12 protein-coding genes are annotated in these 19,499 nt (G+C 64.6%); all 12 read left to right on the forward strand.

The genetic code is table 11. The features are described from left to right. Window positions 1-101 precede the first annotated feature (101 nt). The 12 genes from tsf (at window position 102) to KQI11_RS07295 (ending at window position 19,438) form a co-directional block, all read left to right on the forward strand. On the forward strand, window positions 102-1,010 hold the full coding sequence (tsf, locus tag KQI11_RS07240) for a translation elongation factor Ts (RefSeq protein WP_185916158.1): 909 nt from the start codon (window positions 102-104) through the stop codon (window positions 1,008-1,010). A 1,260-nt stretch (window positions 1,011-2,270) separates the two neighbouring features. Then, window positions 2,271-3,383 carry a nucleoside 2-deoxyribosyltransferase gene (locus tag KQI11_RS07245; RefSeq protein WP_216401635.1) on the forward strand — a complete coding sequence of 371 codons (1,113 nt, stop codon included), beginning with the start codon at window positions 2,271-2,273 and terminating at the stop codon, window positions 3,381-3,383. 1,389 nt (window positions 3,384-4,772) lie between these two features. Next, window positions 4,773-6,311: a DUF3794 and LysM peptidoglycan-binding domain-containing protein gene (locus tag KQI11_RS07250; protein WP_216401636.1), complete on the forward strand. Its 1,539-nt coding sequence runs from the start codon at window positions 4,773-4,775 to the stop codon at window positions 6,309-6,311. Window positions 6,312-6,329: 18 nt separating this feature from the next. Continuing rightward, window positions 6,330-7,802 (forward strand): stage IV sporulation protein A, encoded by a 1,473-nt coding sequence (gene spoIVA / locus KQI11_RS07255; RefSeq protein ID WP_216401637.1) that lies wholly within the window; start codon window positions 6,330-6,332, stop codon window positions 7,800-7,802. 222 nt (window positions 7,803-8,024) lie between these two features. Next, a complete protein-coding gene (locus KQI11_RS13485) occupies window positions 8,025-9,848 on the forward strand; it encodes a cache domain-containing sensor histidine kinase (protein ID WP_216401638.1) in 1,824 nt (607 codons plus the stop codon). Beyond that, entirely contained in the window at window positions 9,845-11,269 is a 1,425-nt protein-coding gene (locus tag KQI11_RS07265; RefSeq protein ID WP_216401639.1) for a helix-turn-helix domain-containing protein, read from the forward strand. The genes KQI11_RS13485 and KQI11_RS07265 overlap by 4 nt, the downstream gene beginning before the upstream one ends. 185 nt (window positions 11,270-11,454) lie before the next feature. Then, a complete protein-coding gene (locus tag KQI11_RS07270; protein WP_185916163.1) occupies window positions 11,455-12,549 on the forward strand; it encodes a BMP family ABC transporter substrate-binding protein in 1,095 nt (364 codons plus the stop codon). An 89-nt stretch (window positions 12,550-12,638) separates the two neighbouring features. Beyond that, window positions 12,639-14,183, forward strand: a complete 1,545-nt coding sequence (locus tag KQI11_RS07275) for an ABC transporter ATP-binding protein (protein ID WP_243164439.1) — start codon at window positions 12,639-12,641, stop codon at window positions 14,181-14,183. After that, window positions 14,167-15,267, forward strand: a complete 1,101-nt coding sequence (locus KQI11_RS07280; protein WP_185916164.1) for an ABC transporter permease — start codon at window positions 14,167-14,169, stop codon at window positions 15,265-15,267. Before KQI11_RS07275 ends, KQI11_RS07280 begins: the two co-directional genes overlap by 17 nt. Window positions 15,268-15,269: 2 nt before the next feature. Beyond that, window positions 15,270-16,187: an ABC transporter permease gene (locus tag KQI11_RS07285; protein WP_185916165.1), complete on the forward strand. Its 918-nt coding sequence runs from the start codon at window positions 15,270-15,272 to the stop codon at window positions 16,185-16,187. A 40-nt stretch (window positions 16,188-16,227) separates the two neighbouring features. After that, complete coding sequence (locus tag KQI11_RS07290; RefSeq protein WP_185916166.1) at window positions 16,228-18,465, forward strand: CehA/McbA family metallohydrolase; 2,238 nt, start codon at window positions 16,228-16,230, stop codon at window positions 18,463-18,465. Window positions 18,466-18,880: 415 nt separating this feature from the next. Continuing rightward, window positions 18,881-19,438, forward strand: a complete 558-nt coding sequence (locus KQI11_RS07295) for a TetR/AcrR family transcriptional regulator (protein ID WP_216401640.1) — start codon at window positions 18,881-18,883, stop codon at window positions 19,436-19,438. Window positions 19,439-19,499: the final 61 nt, after the last annotated feature.

The raw sequence follows: 19,499 nt of genomic DNA on the forward strand, positions 1-19,499 counted from the left end.
CATACGCCGAGAAATGCCCGCGCAGGTTGCACGGGCATTTGTGCGATATATTCGCCCCACAAACGAGCATATTTGATAATTCGCATATAGGAGGAAGTACAATGGCATTTACTGCAAAAGACGTAAAAGAGCTGCGCGAGAAGACCGGCTGCGGCATGATGGACTGCAAGAAGGCCCTCACCGAGGCCGACGGCGACATGGAGAAGGCCGTCGAGCTGCTGCGCGAAAAGGGTCTGGCCGCCGCCGCCAAGAAATCCAGCCGGGTCGCCGCCGACGGGCTGGTCTACGCCTATGTCGACGAGGCCGCCAAGGTGGGCGCCCTGGTCGAGGTCAACAGCGAGACCGACTTCGTGGCCAAGAACGCCGACTTCAAGGACTTCGTGGACACCTGCGCCAAGACCGTCATCAAGGAGGCCCCCGCCGACGTGGCCGCCCTGCTGGCCTGCAAAGCCGCCGGCAGCGAGGACACCGTCGAGGCCCTGCTGCGCGACAAGATCCTCACCATCGGCGAGAACCTGATCGTCCGCCGCTTCGCCCGCTTTGAGGGCGAGGTCGTCACCTACATCCACGGTGGCGGCACCCACGGCGTCATGGTGCTCTTCGACACCGACGTGGCCGGCAAAGAGGGCTTTGCCGCCTACGGCAAGGACGTGGCCATGCAGATCGCCGCGGCCAACCCCACCTATGTCTCCAAGGACGAGGTCCCCTCCGACGAGATCGAGAAGGAGAAGGAGATCCTCCGGGTGCAGGCTCTCAACGAGGGCAAACCCGAGGCCATCGTCGACAAGATGGTCAACGGCCGCATCAACAAGTACTACAAAGAGGTCTGCCTGCTGGAGCAGCCCTTTGTCAAGGACCAGGACCTGACCGTCGCCAAGTACACCGCCCAGGTGGCAAAAGAGCTGGGCGGCAACATCTCCATCGTCAAGTTCGCCCGCTTTGAAAAGGGCGAGGGCATCGAGAAGAGAGAGGACGATCTGGCTGCCGAAGTCGCCAAGATGGTGAAATAAGCGGGACCGACCGTTTCAAGAGGGCCCGGGGCAATCTGCCCCGGGCCCTTTTTGCGCGCCGGGACGCAGGTGGGGGAGAGGGGACGGATGGGGTGTAACCGCGCGCAGATTGAAATGTGGGCGCCCTCCTTCTGGTGGACAAACCGCGACAAACCGCGTCAAATCGCACCCAGCGCGGGCGCGTGGATTGCAATAAATTGATAAAGAGAAGGTGGTTTGGTGGGCAACGGTCGCACCCCATACGGGTGTGTGGGTTTGAATGACTGCCGCGGCGAGGTCAAAGAACTCGCGGCACCGTCGCACCCTGTGCGGGGACGTAGATTGAAATGCCGCGAGGATTGGCGGACGCGGAAGCCCCCCTGGGCCGCCCCCGCATGGATGCGTGGATGAAAGTCTGCTTTTCGCCGTTTTGTCGAGTCTGTTCTGGAGTCGTCCCCACGCGGGAGCACGGTTTGAAATGCAGGAGCGATCCCGCAATTCTGGAGCATATCGCCCCTCACGCAGAGCGAGTGGACTGAAATCCGCCCGGCGGGGGCCTCTGAAGCGCTGGTCTGGCCTCGCTCCCACGCGGAGAGATATGAACCGAAATGGTTGCAGCCATGGCCAGACCCTGACATCAGAAGGCAATCCCCCAAGCAGGTGTGTGGATTGAAATGCCGAAAATGGAAAGCGCGCCGGGAAACGGGAAGGCCGTCTCCCGCGCGGGTGCGCAAATCGAAATTTGCAAAACAACAAAATCGGTGCGAAGGCCATCCCGTCCTCCCCCAAGTGGGGAGAGAAATTGCAGCGATGTCATCGAGACTCATGCCTGTACTGTCCTTGTCGCCTACATAGATGCGCAAATCAAAATCGCCATGAGAAGGGGTGCGGTCAGGCCTATGGCGCCGCACTCTGTGCGGGTTTTGCCGGCCGCGAAACCGCGGGGGAGGGGGGATGCAGGGCAAGGCAAGGTAAGACACCTGCTTCAAGTGCTGCGGCGAGGGGCCGCCTGTTCAAGAGGGGCGGTGCAGGCCGGCCGCGCGGGGGACTGTCTTTTCGCAATTTGGGAGACGACTCCAGAGAGGGCGGGGAGTGCGCACCACCCTGCAACCGCTTGCCGTAAAAATTTCGCCCGGTTTTTTGTGCGCTGCGACAAGGGCTTTTGTATTGACAAGCTCCGCCCTTTGCTTTACTCTGAAAACAGGTGAAAAATGTCCCAGACATCCCTTGCCCATTGCGGTGGAATTTGGTTCCGCCGCTCTTTTTAAGGAGGAAAAAAGTATGCATCAGTACAGCCAATACCCCGACGAGAGCCTCTACATTGCCGGCCCCGAGTGCTTCTACACCGGCGGTTCCAACTCCCTGGCGGCCATGCGCAAAGAGTCCGAGTTCTACGGCTTCCAGGTGGCCCTGCCCAACGACAAGAAGCTCGATTGGTCGGACACCGAGCCCCGCGACAACGCCCGCTCCATCTTCCAAAACTGCGCCGACAGCATGGCTGTCTCCACCGCCATCCTCGCTGATTTGGAGTCCTTCCGCGGAACCGAGCCCGACGGCGGCACCATCTACGAGATCGGCATGGCCTATGCCCGCGGCCTGCGCTGCTACGCCTACACCCGAGACCTGCGCCCGGTGGTGCACAAGTACCAGAGAGCGGCCCTGAAGGAGGACGGCAAGGTCTACGACCTGGACGGCCGGGTCCTCCCCCACATGGACATCCCCTTTGCCCCCTGCATCGTCGGCTCCTGCAAAATCGTCGAGGGCAAGTACACCGACTGCCTGAAGGCCCTGCGCACCGACCTGGACGAAGAGCGCAAGCACAAGGCCAAACGCCAGACCCCCGCTGTGGACCACAGCGCCGAGGTCACCCTGGAAAAGGGCGACAAGCCGGTCGTCTACCTGGCCGGGCCCGAGCGGTACGACCCCGACGCCGCCGAGAAGTACGCCGCCATGAAGAAGCTCTGCGAGGAGCGGGGCCTGGTGGCCATCACCCCCCTCGACGCCGCCCCCGGCGTGGCCGAAGTGGAGTCCGACGACCCCTACACCAAGGCCTACAACCTCTTTGACCGCTGGCAGCAGCACGTGCGCAACTGCGACATCATCATCGCCGACCTGAGCGACTACCACGGCTTTGAGCCCAACAGCGACGTGGCCTTTGAGTGCGGCATGGCCTGGCAGCTGGGAAAAAAGTGCTTTGCCTACATGCACGACGCCACCTGGATGCGCCAGCGCATCGCCCACTACGGCGAGGACAAGGACAACCGCGACATCTATGGCAACGACGTGGAGAACTTCAACTACCCGGTCAACCTGATGTTCTCCGGCTCGATGCCCGTCTACGGCGGCAAGTTTGAAGAGATCATCGACCAGGTGATGGAAGAGCTGAACAAGTAGCACATATCCTCCCGGGCCCCCTCTGCAAAGAGGGGACCCTTTTTTGTTGCCCAGGGCGAGGGGAAACGGCTGCTTTTTAAATGGGGGGCGGAAGGTGCTCTGTCGGAGGGGAAACCGGACGGCCCTCCCCTCTCCTGTGCCGGGGTGAGCCGCAGACTGAACGGTGTGGTAGAGGTCGTAGGGGATGGGCTCCCTTCTTCCGTGCCGGGGAGGGCCGCGGAGGGAGAGCCGCATGCCGTGACGGGTAGATCCCGCCCTCTCCTCCCCTGTACAAGAGGCGAGTCAAGTCCGCGCGAGGGGCGAGTCAAGTCTGTGCAAGGGACGGGGGAGGAGGTGGGATGCGCTTTCAGGTGGGCCCCCTTTCCCGCTTTTCGCGGGGGCGGAGAGGGAGCTGCTCCACTGCCCGCCTGCCCTTCCCCTCTTCTGTGCAGGGGGCAGGAAAGGAAACGGTGGACACCCCCGCCGCCTGCCGCCGGTAGGCTTTTTTCTCCCTCTGCGCGTGGGTGGGGATGGGGGCTTGGTCATGAGGGAAGATGCTGCCCGCTGGCGGACTGTTTCCCCCTTTTTATACGTGGGACAGTCGGAAGGGGATTGCCCTCTGCGCCGCTGAAAATCCTTCTGTTTCGCCACATGGGGACAAAATCGGGCTGCAACGGGGGCCGCTTGTTGACGGGTAGGTGGTTCCTCTTTTTTGTGTGGAGGAAAGGGCGAAGAGGGAATTGCGCTCTTTGCAACGGAAAATCGTTCCCTCTACACGGGCAAAGAGAGCGAAAGCGCTGCCCGCGGAGAGATACGGCGTTCTCTCTTCTCCACACGGGTCGAAAAAGAAGATAAAAGCAGCCGCTGTTGTCGATTGGGCCGTCTTCCCCTCCCTGCGCAGGGGGAGGGGAAAGGGCTGAAAAGGCATCGCCGCCTTGTACCGGCGGGCAGATCCCCTTTTCCCTCTGCACAGGGGCGAAGAGCGGACAAGAGAAGGGAAGGGCATCGTTGCCTGCTGGCAGATGGACGGTTTTCCTCTTTCTGCGGGGGGGAAGGAGGGAGCCCCATCGACATTGCTGGGCAGGCTGTGTCTCCTTTCTGCGCAGGGCTGGGAAAGGGGGCAACGGCGCTGCCACCGCCCGACAGATGGGCCCTTTTGGCAGGGGGGGCGAGGAGGGACTGCGAAGAGCGCCGCCACCCGCCAAATGGCCCGCCCGCTCCCGCTTGCACAGGGGAGGCTGGTTTGTGAAGGGACCACCGGCTGTCGGGCAGGCCCTCCACTCCCTGTGAAAGGGCGAGGGGGCCCCTTCCCCCCGCAAAAAAACCGCCCCGCCCCGGCCGCGCTGGCATATCCGGCCAAGCCGCCCAATAGAATGGAAGTAAAGCATTGACTTTAGGAGGTTTTTCGCTATGGAGCTCAAAAAGGCCACCCGTTCCTACCAGCTCAGCCAAGTGATATTGGATAAAACATTTGAACAGACCGTGGAGAGCGAGTTCATCCTGCCCGACTATCTGGCCGAAATTGTCCGGATCGTCAAGTGCATGGGCACCCCCCACATCGTCTCCAAGCAGAAGGCGGACCAGAAGATCATCCTCGACGGCTACGTCCACTTCCACCTGCTCTACACCTCGGAGGACGGCGCCAAGCTCTACAGCTTCGAGCAGTCCATCCCCTTCACCAAACAGATCGACGCCAAGGTGGCGGTGGAGGACGCGCTGGTGGAGACCGCTGTCAAGGGCGAGTACATCAACTGCCGGGCCACCAACCCCCGCGCCATCTCGGTGCGCAGCTCGGTCTCCATCCGCGTCAAGGCGGTGGGGAAGGCCGAGCAGACCGTCCTCTCGGACGTCAGCGGTATGGGGGTGCAGATGAAGAAGGAGCGCTTCTCCGCCACCGTCCCCGCCGCCTCGGGGCAGAAGGCCTTCAGCCTGGAGGACGAGACCGACCTGTCCCTCTCCAGCCCGCCGGAGGCGGTGTTGGGGGTGGACAGCTACCTCTCCATCGACGACTACAAGGTCATCACCGGCAAGGTCATCCTCAAGGGCGAGTGCCGCAACCACGTCAGCTACCTGCTGCAGAACAACCAGGTGGAGAGCGCCGACTACACCATCCCCGTCAGCCAGATCGTGGACATCGACAACTGCAGCGCCGACATGGCCTTCTCGGTGCGGGCGGCGGTGCTGGACTGCAAGGCGGAGCTCAAACAGAACATCGAGGGGGAGAACACCGTCCTCTCCACCCAGATGGTCTGCGAGGCCTCGGTGGTCTGCTACCGGCAAGAGGAGATCGAGACCATCCGCGACCTCTTCTCCACCACCTTTGAGAGCGAGTACAAGACCCGGCCCTTCACCGCCAGTTCGGTGTCCATCCTCCCCAAGCAGGCCTTCACCGTCACCCGCCAGGTCAAGCTGGACGGCCCGGCCCTGACCACCGTCTACGACGTCTGGGGGGAGGTCAACCTCCTCACCCAGAAGATGGAGGAGGGGGTGCTGGTGGCCGCCGGCAACGTCAAGGCCACCGTCATTGGGGCCGACGGGGAGGGGACCCTCCACTTTTCTGAAAAGAACGTGGACTTCGAAACCCGCATCCCCGCCCCCGGGGACGGCCAGAACCAGACGGCCGACCTGACCGTCAAGCTGGCCGGCAGCAGTGCCTCCCTCGCCCCGGACGGCGGGGCCGAACTCCGCTTTGATATGGAAGGGGAGGCGGTGCTCACCTCCACCTTCACCGGCAACGTGGTGGAGGACCTGTCGGTGGACGAGGAGTCGCCCAAGGAGACCGACAAGAACATCGCCCTCACCATCTACTACTGCGACAGGGGGGAGGACGTCTGGCAGATCGCCAAGCGCTACAACACCTCGGTGGAGGGAATCGTGCAGGAAAACAGCCTGGAGGGAGACACCGTGCCCGAAAAGCGGACGCTGCTCATCCCGATCGTGTCCGAATAGGAAAGTGGGGGTAAAAAAATGAACGACATCTATCAAGACATCGCCCGCCGCACAGGGGGTTGCATCTACGTGGGGGTGGTGGGCCCGGTGCGCACCGGCAAATCCACCTTCATCAAGCGGATGATGGAGACCATGGTCATCCCCAACATCGGCGACGACTCCATCCGCCAGCGGGCGGTGGACGAACTGCCCCAGTCGGCGGCCGGCAAGATGATCATGACCACCGAGCCCAAGTTCATCCCCGAGGAGCCGGTGGAGGTGCTGCTGGACGGCGGCTCCCACTTCAAGGTGCGGATGGTGGACAGCGTGGGCTTTGTGGTGCAGTCGAGCATCGGCTACACCGACGGCGAGGGCTCCCGGCTGGTGGACTCCCCCTGGTCGGACACCCCCATGCCCTTTGAGAAGGCCGCCGAGATCGGCACCGAAAAGGTCATTCAGGAGCACGCCACCGTGGGGGTGGTGGTGACCACCGACGGCTCTATCTGCGAGATCCCCCGCGAGGACTACGCCGAGGCCGAGACCCGGGTCATCAAGGAGCTCAAGGAGCTGGGCAAGCCCTTTGTGGTCATCCTCAACTCGGCCCACCCGGGGGACGAGCGCACCCTCCACCTGCGCGACTACCTGCAGGAGCGCCACCAGGTGCCGGTGCTCCCCCTCAACTGCCTGGAGCTGTCGGCCGCCGACATCACCGGCGTCCTCAAGGGGCTGCTGCACGAGTTCCCGGTCAAGGAGATCTCCATCCAGATGCCCCGCTGGATCAACACCCTGGAAAAGGACCACTGGCTCAAGTCGGCGGTCTTCGGCAAGATCACCGAGCTCTTCGGCGAGGTGGACCGCATCTCCCAAATCGACGAGACTGCCCAAAAGCTCTACGACTGCCCCCAGATCTCCAACGTCAACGTCAAGTCCATCGACCTGGGCACCGGCGCGGCCAGCCTGAACATCGGCCTGGAGAGCGACCTGTTCTACAAGATCATCGCCGAGAACACCGGGCTGGACCTAAACGACGAATCCGATTTGATGCCCTGCATCGTCTCCCTGGCCAAGGCCAAGGCCGAGTACGACAAGATCAAGGACGCCATGGCCGAGGTGGAGGCCACCGGCTACGGCATCGTCATGCCCACCATCGACGAGCTCTCGCTGGAGGAGCCGGAGATCGTCAAGCAGGGCGGGCGCTACGGGGTCCGCCTCAAGGCGTCGGCCCCCTCCATCCACATGATGAAGGCCAACATCACCACCGAGGTCTCGCCCATCGTCGGCAGCGAGAAGCAGTCGGAGGAGCTGGTGATGTACCTGCTCAAGGAGTTCGAGGAGAGCCCGGGCAAGATCTGGGAGTCCAACATCTTCGGCAAGAGCCTGCACGACCTGGTCAACGAGGGGCTGCACAACAAGCTCTACCGAATGCCCATGGACGCCCGTACCAAGATCCAGGAGACGGTGGAGCGGGTCATCAACGAAGGCTGCTCGGGGCTCATCTGCATCATCATCTAGAGGGCCCCAGGGACGTGAAAAACGGGTGGCCGTGAGGGCGCCGGGCGCGGGTAGACCGCTCCGGCGCCCTCTCTTTTTGCCCGGCCGCCGGCACAGGGGGAGGGGCAGATCCCCTCCCTTCTCCATAAAACGGGGATGCGTTTTGGTCAAAACGCTCGATTGACAACCCCACCGCCGGGACAGTATGATACAATTGTAGTTTTTTGTCGGGAGGTGTCGAGCGTGGAAAGGGAACGCAAACGGCGGGGGCTGAGCATCAAGTACAAGGTCTTTTTATTGGCTTTTTGCCTGCCCGCCTCGGTTGCCATGTTGGCGGTCTGGGCCCTTTTCGGCAACGCCCAGCACGCCCTGGAGGCCACCCTCTTTGAGATGCAGGAGAGCGCCAGCGAACAGCTGGCCCAGTCGGTGGCCAGCTACTGCCTGGCCACCGACCGGCTGCTGCACGGCCTGGCCGACGACAGCGCCATCATCGCCTCGCTGGAGCTGCCGGCCGACCAGATGGACCAGCAGACCCAGAGAGAGGTGCGGCTGAAGCTGCTGGACCGATGGAGCAACCAGTCCAGCGGGGCGGCGGCCGCCGACCCCAACTCGGCCGTCTCCTACATCGGCAGCACCTACAGCTTTGCCATCAACGCCTATGTGGTGGGCTTCAACGGGCTGTCGGCCAACACCCTGGCGGCCGATCACTACCAGCTCGACTCGCTGCAGGGGGAGAGCTGGTTTCAGGAGATGGTGGCCGCCGACGGGGCCGTCTGCACCAGCGGCACCTATAAAGACGAGAGCGGCGGCGGGGTCTTTCGCTACTACCTCTTCAAGGGGCGGCTGGTCAAGGACCACATCACCGGCGAGCCGGTGGGGGTGGTCTTCTTCAAGATCAGCGAGGCCAAGTACGCCGAGGCCATGGGCTCGGCCCACAACCAGAACCGCCAGGCCTATATCCTGGACGGGGAGGACCGGGTGATCTCCAGCTGGTACAAGCCCGACATTGGCCAGCGCCTGGGGGAGCTGCAGGGCTGGACCGGGGAGAGCGTCAAGGAGGAGGGGTACGGCGTGGCCCGCACCGCCGCCGGGGACGAGGTGATGGTGGTGCGCGTGCCGGTGGAGGGAACGGGCTTCACCTTTGTGGAGCTGATCCCCCTCTCCCAGCTGGTGGGGCCGGTGCGCTCCCTGCGCTTTTATGCCTTTTTGCTGCTGGGGGCCATCGTCCTCCTCATCGCCCTGGCCGACCTCCTCTTCACCCGCTGGATGACCAGCCCCATCCTGGCCCTCAAGGGGACCATGGACCGCTTCTCCCAGGGGGAGCTGGACGTCCGCGTCCAGACCGACCGGGGGGACGAATTGGGGCAGCTGGCCCTCTCCTTTGACCACATGGCCCAGCGCACCCAATCCCTCATCCGCTCCATCGAGGACAAGGAGCGCCTCAAGCGCAAGGCCGAGCTGGACTTTTTGCAGGCCCAGATCAACCCCCACTTCATCTACAACACCCTCTCTTCGGTCCGCTTCATGGTGGCCATGGGCAAAAACGACGAGGCCGAGGAGATGCTCATCCGCTTTGTGAAGATGATGCGCTATATCACCGACAAGACCGACAAGCTGGTCCCCCTGACAGAGGAGGTGGAGCAGATCCAAAACTACGCCGAGATCCTCCGCTACCGCTACCCGGACAGCTTCTCCATCGCCTACGACATCGACCCGGCGGCGGGGGCGCGGCAGATCCCCTCCTTCATCCTGCAGCCCACCATCGAAAACGCCGTCTACCACAACCTGCAGACCGGCGGCCCGCCCTGCAAGATCCGGGTGCGGGCCCGCTACCGGGCGGGGGTGCTGCGCATCACCGTCACCGACAACGGCCAGGGCATCGACAAGGAGCGGCTGCAGCGCATCAAGAGCTTCTCCATCAAGATGGACGACAGCGTGGGCATCGCCAACATCCACAGCCGGCTGGAGCTGGTCTACGGCAGCGGCAGCTATTTGAAGGTGCGCTCCCAAAAGGGGCTGGGGACCAGCGTGCTCTACCACATCGAAGAGGGGGAGGGACCCGCGTGAAGATTTTGATTGCCGACGACGAAGCGCCCATCCGCGACTGGTTTGCCTATGTGCTCACCCAGAAGGTCCCCGGGCTGAAGGCCCAGGTCGAGACCGCCGCCGGCGGGCTGGAGGCGTTGGAGAAGATGGAAAAGGACCCGCCGGACGTGGTCTTTGCCGACATCAAGATGCCCGGGCTCGACGGCATCGGCCTCATCGAGCGGGCCAAGGAGCGCTTTCCCCGCACCGTCTTTGTCATCCTCACCAACCACGCCGAGTTCACCTTTGCCAAGCGGGCGGTGGGGCTGGGGGTCTATGACTACCTGCTCAAGAGCGAGATCACCGCCGAGAAGGTGGCCCAGACCCTGGCGGACATCCAGAAGAGCTTCTTCACCGCCGCCCCTCGGCCCGCTGGGGAGGCGCTCGAGCGCATCGAGGAGCCGGAGGGGGTGGACTGGCCCGCCCTGGCACGCCGCCTGGGGGCGGACGGGTCCGGCTGCTACCGGGCGGTGGCGGTGCGGGGGACAGACAGGGGGGCGGCGCTGCAGCGGCAGCTGCCCGACACCCCCCTGACCCCCGTCCTCTGGGGGGAGTGCTGGGAGGCCCTCCTCCCCGTGGCGGCGGCCGGGTTTTCCGGGTGGGAGCCCCCCTTCGCCGCCGGCCTCTCGGCCCCCCACGCCGGGGCGGAGGGGCTGCAGGACGCCCTGCGGGAGGCAGCTCTGGCCCTGGACATGGCCTTTCTCAGCGGCCGCCCCGGCCTCTACCGATTCGGCGATTCCCAGGAGCCGCCCCAGTTGAGCGGCGCCCTGCACGCCCTGCGCAAGCGGCTCTCCACCGAGATCGCCTACGGGGGCGTCTCCGCCATCCGGAGCGACCTGTCCCAGTTCCTCACCCGCTGCGCCCAGGCGGGCCCGGCCCGGGTGGACTGGGTGCGCAAAAACAGCCACCGGCTGCTGGCGCAGATGGAGGACCGCTACCTGCAGGAGCTGCGGGAGATCGAGCCCGACGCCCGCCGGGTGGGCAAGCCGGTGCGCTCGCTGGGGGACTTTCGCGCCCAGATGGAGGAGATGCTCGCCGCCGTGGAGGAGCGGCAGGGGGAGCGGGACGCCCCCGCCATCGACACCGCCGTGCGCTATATCGAGCGCCACTACGGCGACTGCGCCCTCTCCCTGACCAAGCTCGCCGGCAGCGTCCACCTCTCGCCCGAGTACTTCTGCCGCCTCTTCAAGCAAAAGACGGGAGTCAGCTACAGCACCTATCTCACCACCTACCGCCTCACCCGGGCCAGGGAGCTCATCTGCACCACCGATTTGAAGATGGCCGAGGTGGCCCGGCAGGTGGGGTATGAAAACCCCAGCTACTTCTCCCGCCTCTACAAAAAGCACATGGGCCTCTCCCCCGAGCAGGAGCGGCGGGCCGCCCCGCCGGCGGGTCAAAATTGAAACAGAATGTCAAAATCGTACAAGCTGACAGATTCCCCCCTTTGGGAATCTGTCAATTTTTTATGCTTTGGTGGCAAAATCCTCCATCGACAGGGGAAGCGACAAAATCTTACAATAGAGACAGGCAAGAAACGGCGGGGGAGAGAGCATCCCCGCCAACCAAACAAGCAAAGGAGCGAGAAGGAATGAAACGAGAAGGCAAAAAGCGGCTGTTGGCCCTCCTGCTGGCCGGCGCCATGGCCCTGTCCCTCACCGCCTGCGGCGGGGGGGACGACAAGGGAGACAGCGGCAGCGACAAGCCCGGCAAAAACATCAAGGTCGGGCTGGTCATCGGCCCCAACGGCCTGGGCGACAAGAACATGAACGACATGGCCTACGAGGGGCTGGTCAAGGCCCAGGAGGAGCTGGGCATCACCATGGACTACGCCTCCCCCGCCTCCAAGAGCGACTACGACCAGGTGCAGCGGATGTACGCCGAGAGCGGCGAGTACGACCTGATCGTCCTGGTGGGGGTCGACCAGAAAGACGGCATCACCAAGGTCGCGGCCGAGTTCCCCGACCAGAAGTTCAGTTGGCTCGACGGCACCATCGAGCTGCCCAACGTCAACTCCATCTCCACCATCTGGCCCCAGCAGACCTTCCTCTGCGGCTGCCTGGCGGGGCTTGCCACCAACAGCGACATGCCCCTGGCCAACAAGGACAAGAGCGTGGTCGGCTGCCTGCTGGGCGAAGAGCAGCCCTTCCTGGTGGAGGGCACCGTGGGCTTTGAGGCGGGGGTGCGCTACACCAACCCCAACGCCACCGTCCTGCAGGCCACCGTCGGCTCCTTCACCGACCCCGGCAAGGCCAAGGAGATGGCCCTGACCATGTACGACAAGGGCGCCGACTTCATCCAGCACATCGCCGGCGGCTCCGGCCTGGGCGTCTTCAACGCCGCGGTCGAGGCCAACCGCTACGCCTTCGGCGTGGGCTCCAACCAAAATGATGTCGAGCCCGACCACATCGTCGCCACCTCCCTGAAGGACGTGCGCAACATCATCTACGGCGAGGTCAAAAAACTCATCGACGGCACCTGGAAGCCCGGCCTGAGCGAGATCGGCATCATCGGCGGCGGCACCGGCTACACCACCGAGGGCTCCAACATCAAGGTCCCCCAGGAGATCATCGACCAGGTCGACGCCATCAAAAAGCAGATGGAAGAGGGCAAGCTGATCCCTCCGGGGCAGAAGTCCGAGCTGGAAAACTGGCTGAAGCAGAACGTCTATCAGCCCGCCAAGTGAGATTTGACACCTGATTGAGCAGACGGGGCTGCGGCGGCGCGAGTACCGCGCGGCCCCGATCTGTGTGAGAGAGAGGGAGTGAGCGAGGGTTGTGCCAGTACGACATTGAAATGACCCACATCACCAAACAGTACCCCCTGGTGCTCGCCGTCGACGACGTGAGTTTCCGGGTCCGCCGGGGCGAGGTCCACGCCCTGGTGGGTGAAAACGGGGCGGGCAAGACCACCCTGATGAAGATCCTCTACGGCATGACCTCCAAAAACGGGGGGGAGATCGCCATCGGCGGCAAGCCGGTCAACTTCAAAAAGCCGGGCGACGCCATCGCCGCCGGCATCGGCATGGTCCACCAGCACTTTCAGCTGACCCCAGTGCTTTCGGTGGCCGAAAACGTGGTGGTGGGGGAGGAGCGCCAGTCCTGGTGGAACTTCAACCGCAAAAAGGCCATCGCCGCGGTCAACGAGATCATCCGTGAATACGGCTTCAAGATCGACGCCGGCAAGCGGGTGGGCGACCTGTCGGTGGGGGAGCAGCAGCGGGTGGAGATCATCAAGGCCCTCTACCGGGGGGCGCAGATCCTCATCCTCGACGAGCCCACCGCCGTCCTCACCCCGCAGGAGGTGGACGAGCTCTTCAAGGTCATCGACCGGATGCGCTCGCTGGGCAAGACGGTCATCATCATCACCCACAAGCTCAAAGAGGCCATCGCCATCTCCGACGCCGCGTCGGTGATGCGCGACGGGAAGATGGTCAAGGCCGACGTCCCCATCGCCGAGTGCTCCACCGACCTGCTGGCCAAGTGGATGGTGGGGCGGGACATCGAGCTGGACAGCACCCGCCGCGCCCAGCAGTTCGGCGAGACGGTGCTGGAGGTCAAGGGCCTCTGCTGTTCCGACCGGCACGGCCCGGTGCTCAAGGACATCGACCTGCGCATCCGCGCCGGCGAGATCCTGGGCATCGCCGGGGTCGAGGGCAACGGCCAGACCGAGCTCATCGAGGCCCTCACCGGCCTGCGCACCCCCGAGAGCGGCCAGGTGCTGCTGCGGGGCGAACCCCTGACCGGCGGCCCCCTGCACTTTCTGCAAAAGGGGGTGGGCCACGTCCCCGAGGACCGGCTGGCCCGGGGCCTCATCAAGGATTTGAACATCCGCGAGAACCTGATTTTGGGCTACCAGTGGAGCGACCGCTTCGCCGGGCGCTTCTTCCTCAAGATGAACGACATCACCGAGTTCTCCCGCAAGGTCATCAAGGAGTACCGCATCAAGGCCCCCAGCGAGAAGGCCTTTATCGGCGCCCTCTCCGGCGGCAACCAGCAAAAGGTCATCATCGGTCGGGTGTTTGAGGAAAACCCCCAGGTCATCATCGTCGCCCAGCCCACCCGCGGGGTGGACATCGGCGCCATGGAGTACATCCACGAGGTGCTTTTAAACCTGCGGGACGCGGGGGCGGCCATCCTCCTCATCTCGGCGGATCTGGACGAGGTGCGCCGCCTGTCGGACACCCTGGCCGTCCTCTACGAGGGGGAGATCGTCGCCGAGACCCCGGCGGACACCCTCAGCGAACAGGAGATCGGCATGTACATGCTCAGCGGAAAAATGGACGGAGAGGAGGTGCTGGCAGATGGGAAAACCGCTTAACAGATCAAAGCTGGCGCACTCGGCCAACACGGCCATTCAGTCGGTGGGGGCCCTGCTCATCGCCCTGATTTTGGGGGCGGTCATCCTGCTGCTCACCGGCGCCAATCCCCTGGGGGCCTACGGGGCCATCCTCAAGGGCTCGGTGGGGAGCGTGTCGGCCTTTGTCAACACCCTGATCCAGACCACCCCCCTGATGTTCACCGGCCTCTCCTACCTCTTTGCGGCAAAGGCGGGGCTGGTCAACCTGGGGATGGAGGGGCAGATGCTCTTCGGGGCCATGGGCGCGGCGATCGCCGGCGCCTGGGACCTGGGGCTGCCCAAGTTCATCCACCTGCCCCTGGCCATCCTGGTGGGGGTGCTGGCCGGCGGCCTCTACGGCCTGCTGGCGGGGCTGCTCAAGGCCAAGTTCGGGGCCAACGAGTACATCGTCACCCTGATGCTCAACTACGTGGCGACCCTCCTCATGAGCTACCTGGCCAACGGCCCCCTGCGGCCCGAGACCGAGCTCAACGGGGCCACCGCCCCGGTGCTGGAGACCGCCCTGTTCACCAAACTGGTCAAAAACCGGGGCCTGACGGCGGCCCTCTTCATCGCCGTCACCCTCTCGGTGCTGGTGCACTTCTTCCTCGACCGCACCAAGCCCGGCTTTGAGATCCGGGCGGTGGGCCGGGGGCGGCTGGCCTCCGAGACGGCGGGGATCAACATCGCCCGCACCACCATGCTCACCATGTTCATCAGCGGCGGCCTGGCGGCCATGGCCGGGGTCAGCATGGCGCTGGGGGTCAACGGCCGCTACATCGAGGGCTTCTCCCCCGGATACGGCTTCAACGGCATCGCCGTCTCCTCCCTGGCCTCGGGCAACCCCCTGATGGTGGGGGTCTCGGCCCTGGTCTTCGGCGCCCTGCGCGCCGGGGCCATGGTGCTGAACATGACCCAGCGCATCCGCCCCGAATTCGCGGACATGATCCAGGCGCTGGTGGTCATCTTTGTGGCCATGCCCGCCCTCTTCCAGGTCGTTAAGACCCGCGCCAAGAAACCGGACACCGAACCCGCCAAGGCGGCGGACAAAAAGGAGGCGAATTGACCATGGGATTCAGTGCAGTCTCTCTCATCGTCTCCACCCTGCGCATGTCCATCCCCCTGCTCATCGCCGGGATGGGCGCAGTCTACGCCTCCCGCAGCGGGATGATGGCCATGGGGGTGGAGAGCATGATGCTCTTCGGCGCCTTTGGCGGCGTCTTTACCTCCTACTTCACCGGCAACGTGCTGCTGGGCTTTCTCACCGGCATGGTCTGCGGCGCGGCCGTGGGGCTCCTCTTCGGGCTGCTCACCGTCCGCTTTCGGCTCAACCAGGTCATCGCCGGGGTGGGGCTCAACCTCTTCATGGGGGCCATCACCACCGTGCTGATGGAGGTGGTCTGGAAATCCAGCGGTAACTCCCCCCAGGTGGCCAGCCTCACCCAGGCGGTGCGGGTGCCCCTCCTGTCGGACATCCCGGTGGTGGGGACCATCTTCTCCTCCCTCTCCGTCAACTTCTACATCGCCCTGGTGCTGCTGGTCATCACCCAGTACGTGGTCTTTCACACCCCCTTCGGCCTGCGGCTGCGGATGGTGGGCGAAAACCCCACCGCCGCCAACACCCTGGGCATCCCGGTGCGGGGGTACAAGTACACCGCCATGCTCATCTGCGGCGGCTGCGCCGGGCTGGCGGGGGCCTACCTCTCGCTGGACCAGCTGAACATGTTCGTGCAGGAGATGACCGCCGGGCGGGGCTTCATCGTCCTGGTGATGATGGCCCTGGGCAAGTACACCCCGGTGGGCACCGTCCTCGCCGCCCTCCTCTTCGGCTTTGCCGACGCCCTGCAGATCAACCTCCAGCAGGCCTTCGACGTCCCCTCCCAGCTGGTGCAGATGATGCCCTACATCGTCACCATCCTGGTGTTGACCTTCGGCATCAAGCACGTCAAGGGCCCCGCCGGCACCGGCAAGCTGCCGGAAGAATAGAGAACATCCACCCCACACTTGCAAAGGAGCGTGTTTTACAATGGCCTACCTCACCGACTTTATGGAGCGAATCACCGAACTGACCGACATCGAAACCACCAGCTGCCAGTACCCCGACCTGGCCGTCCTCCCCGACGGCCGCCTGGCCGCCTGCTGGCAGCGCTACCACAACAAGCACGACGACATCGTGGCCGCCTTCCTCTCCCGCGAGGGGGAGATCCTCTCCCAGGCGGTGGTCTCGGGGGAGGGGCAGGCCTTCCGCCCCCGGCTCTACGTCCTGAATGGGACGGTCTGGGTCATCTGGTCCGAGTCCTCCGCCGGCAACTGGAAGCTGCTGGCCCGCGCCTTCGGCGAGGAGCTGGGAGAGCCCATCCTCCTCTCCCGCTCCAGCGGCGCCTTCTACCCCTCGGTCACCGACGACGGCCAAAACCTCTACGTGGCCTGGTGCGAGCAGCAGCACGGCGACAGCCACATCTGCTGCCTGCGCTTTGACGGCAGCGCCGCCGCCGAGACCTGGCGGGTCTCCTCCAGCGAGCAGGCCTACCGCCCGGCCGTGGCCTTTGGCGGCGACGGGGTGCTCTACCTGGCCTACGACGTCTTCGACGGCAGCCAGTACCTGCAGGTCGCCCGCGCCTACGCCGGCGGCGCCTGGGGGGAGGAGGCGGTGATTTCCAACGCCCCCGACTGGGCCTCCGACGCCACCGCCGTGTCCACCGACAGCGGGGCCACCGTGGTCTGGCACGGGGTCGGCCCCAGGGGGGAGACCAACTACTACACCTGCGACCTGACCCTGGCGGGCGGCAAGATTGCCGCCGACTGCCGGCAGCTCTCCCACATGCGGGTCTGGTTTGCCTCCGCCTCCCTCTGCCGCAACCGCAAGGGCACCCAGCTGCTGGCCCAGGCCCTGAGCATGCGCTGCTTCCTCATGCGCTGGCGGCAGGAGGACGGCAGCTGGTCGGTGCCGGTGGCCATGGTGCGCGACGAGGCCTCCAACTGCCCGATCCGCCCCCGCGCCTGCGTGGACGAGGAGGACAACATCTTCATCCTCTACCAGCACTCGGCTGGCAACGGCCACCAGGAGCGCTACTCCTCCATCAAGTTCCTCTCCACCACCCTGGCGGAGCTGCAGGCCCACGACGACAGCGCTGCCGAGAAGGAAATCGACAGCTTCACCAAACCCATCCCCGGCGACAAGGCCCTCGACCGCATCGACGAGGACGAGAAGCGCCGCTGGCTGGACGAGAACGGCTACCTGGGGCTGGATCTGAAGTTCGGCGACATCCACGGCCAGAGCGGGATGTCCGACGCCTCGGGCCAGATCGACCAGTACTACAACTACGCCAAGGCCGTGCCCAAGCTGGACTTCACCGCCCTCACCGACCACGACATGTTCCCCGACGTCATCACCGAGTCGGAGTGGGAGTACATGCGCACCTCGGCCAACGAGTTCAACAAGGACGGCGAGCTCACCACCCTGCTGGCCTACGAGTGGACCTCCAACGAGCTGCACTACGACTTCGGCCACAAAAACGTCTACTACCGCACCGGCGAGGGGGAGCTCTTCCGCGCCTGTGACCCCGAGGGGATGACCCCCGACCGGCTCTTCGCCAGCATCAAAAAGTACGGGGCCCTCTGCATCCCCCACCACCCGGCCGCCATCTGGTCGGCCGTCAGCGCCGCCACCGACTGGGCCTTCCACGACCCGGAGGTGCAGCGGGCGGTGGAGATCTTCTCCCGCCACGCCCCCTTTGAAAAGGACGGCACCGAGTCCATCTACACCAAGAACAACCCCCGCCAGAAGGGCAAGTACGTGCAGGACGCCCTGGCCCGCGGCTACCGGCTGGGCTTCACCGCCGGCAGCGACTCCCACCAGCTCGAGCACGGGGTGGAGGGGGGCATCGTGGCCGCCTTCGTCCCCGGCCTCACCCGCGAGACCCTCTTTGACGCCATCTACAACCGCTTCACCTACGCCACCACCGGCGCGGGCATCCTCCTCTCCTGCAAGGTGAACGGCGCCCGCATGGGCAGCGAGATCACCGCCCTGCCCGGCGGCAAGGCCACCCTCGAGGTGGACGTGCTGGGCACCGGGGAGCTGGAGCGGGTCGAGGTGGTCAAGGACAACGGGGAGATCTACGCCCCCGCCGTCTCGGGCAACCGCTGCCGCTTCACCTGGGCCGACGAGGACCTGACCGCCGGCACCCACTTCTACTACCTGCGCGTCACCCAGAAAGACCAGCACCAGGCCTGGAGTTCCCCCATCTGGGTGGACGTCCAGTAGCCCTCTCCCCCTTTCAGGCGGCCCCATCGCCACGGGGCCGCCACCCCCGCCCGGGAGCGGGGAAAAGCGGATAACAGCCTCCTCTTTCCTTGGGAGCCGGCCGGCCTTGCAGCCCTTGCTGCGGGACCGGCCGGTTTCCCTTTTCGGCCCCTGTCTGGGAGGGATTTCCCCGCCTTTCAACATCTGGAAAGGGGGGGCGCCCTTTCTTACATCTTTCTTAAATCGCCTTTGAAAACTCCCCAAATTCCGCGCCGCTGTGGGGTGAGAAATTGGGGGGTACTGTCAAACTTCCGCCCCTTTCGACAAGAACGGTTGACCGCCGGTCAGCAAAGGTCTATGATTGATGGTGTTATACAAAGCAAACTCTGCAAATTGGGTCATCTGTACAAAATTTTCGGACGGGGGAGGGGTGGCGATGACTGTGACAGAGGTCCCGAGGGACCAAAAGCGCGCCCGCATCGAGGCGGCGGCCACCGCCCTCTTTCTGCAAAAGGGGGTGGCCCAGACCAGCGTCGGCGAGATCGCCCGGGCCGCCAGCGTGGCCAAGGGCACCTTTTACCTCTACTTCAAGGACAAGCAGGCCCTGGTGGACAAGGTGGTGGCCGAAAAGGGGGGCGAGACCCTCTGCCGGGCCGTCGAGCGCACCCGCCAGGCCGGCTGTGTCGACCGCCCGGCCGCGGCCGCCCGCTTCTGCGAGTGCCTCATCGACTTTTATGCCGAAAACCCGCCGATCCTCCGCTTCATCGTCCGGGGCGGTCCCGGCGCCGAGCTGCACCACAGGGAGCTGCTGGCCCCGCTGGAAGAGCTGCTGGCCCTGCCGGGGGAGAGCGCGGAGCAGTCGCGCAACCGGCTTATGGTGATGCTGGACTTTTTGGTCACCGCCTGCTACCGCTCCATCATCGAGGGGCAGCCGGCCGCCATCGAGGTCATCAAACCCCTTCTTTTGCAGACGGTGGCCGGCATATACAGATAGTGGGATCTTGCGCCCCGACGGGGCCGAACCGAGAAAATAGGGGAAAGGCAGAAAAAAGGAG

It is taken from the genome of Acetanaerobacterium sp. MSJ-12 (genome assembly GCF_018917875.1).
GTDB lineage: Bacteria > Bacillota > Clostridia > Oscillospirales > Ruminococcaceae > Bittarella > Bittarella massiliensis.

Bases quoted from the DNA above. Each gene is read 5' to 3' on its own strand.
- tsf (WP_185916158.1), top strand. From the start codon at position 102: ATGGCATTTACTGCAAAAGACGTAAAAGAGCTGCGCGAGAAGACCGGC.
- KQI11_RS07245 (WP_216401635.1), top strand. From the start codon at position 2,271: ATGCATCAGTACAGCCAATACCCCGACGAGAGCCTCTACATTGCCGGC.
- KQI11_RS07250 (WP_216401636.1), top strand. From the start codon at position 4,773: ATGGAGCTCAAAAAGGCCACCCGTTCCTACCAGCTCAGCCAAGTGATA.
- spoIVA (WP_216401637.1), top strand. From the start codon at position 6,330: ATGAACGACATCTATCAAGACATCGCCCGCCGCACAGGGGGTTGCATC.
- KQI11_RS07270 (WP_185916163.1), top strand. From the start codon at position 11,455: ATGAAACGAGAAGGCAAAAAGCGGCTGTTGGCCCTCCTGCTGGCCGGC.
- KQI11_RS07280 (WP_185916164.1), top strand. From the start codon at position 14,167: ATGGGAAAACCGCTTAACAGATCAAAGCTGGCGCACTCGGCCAACACG.
- KQI11_RS07285 (WP_185916165.1), top strand. From the start codon at position 15,270: ATGGGATTCAGTGCAGTCTCTCTCATCGTCTCCACCCTGCGCATGTCC.
- KQI11_RS07290 (WP_185916166.1), top strand. From the start codon at position 16,228: ATGGCCTACCTCACCGACTTTATGGAGCGAATCACCGAACTGACCGAC.
- KQI11_RS07295 (WP_216401640.1), top strand. From the start codon at position 18,881: ATGACTGTGACAGAGGTCCCGAGGGACCAAAAGCGCGCCCGCATCGAG.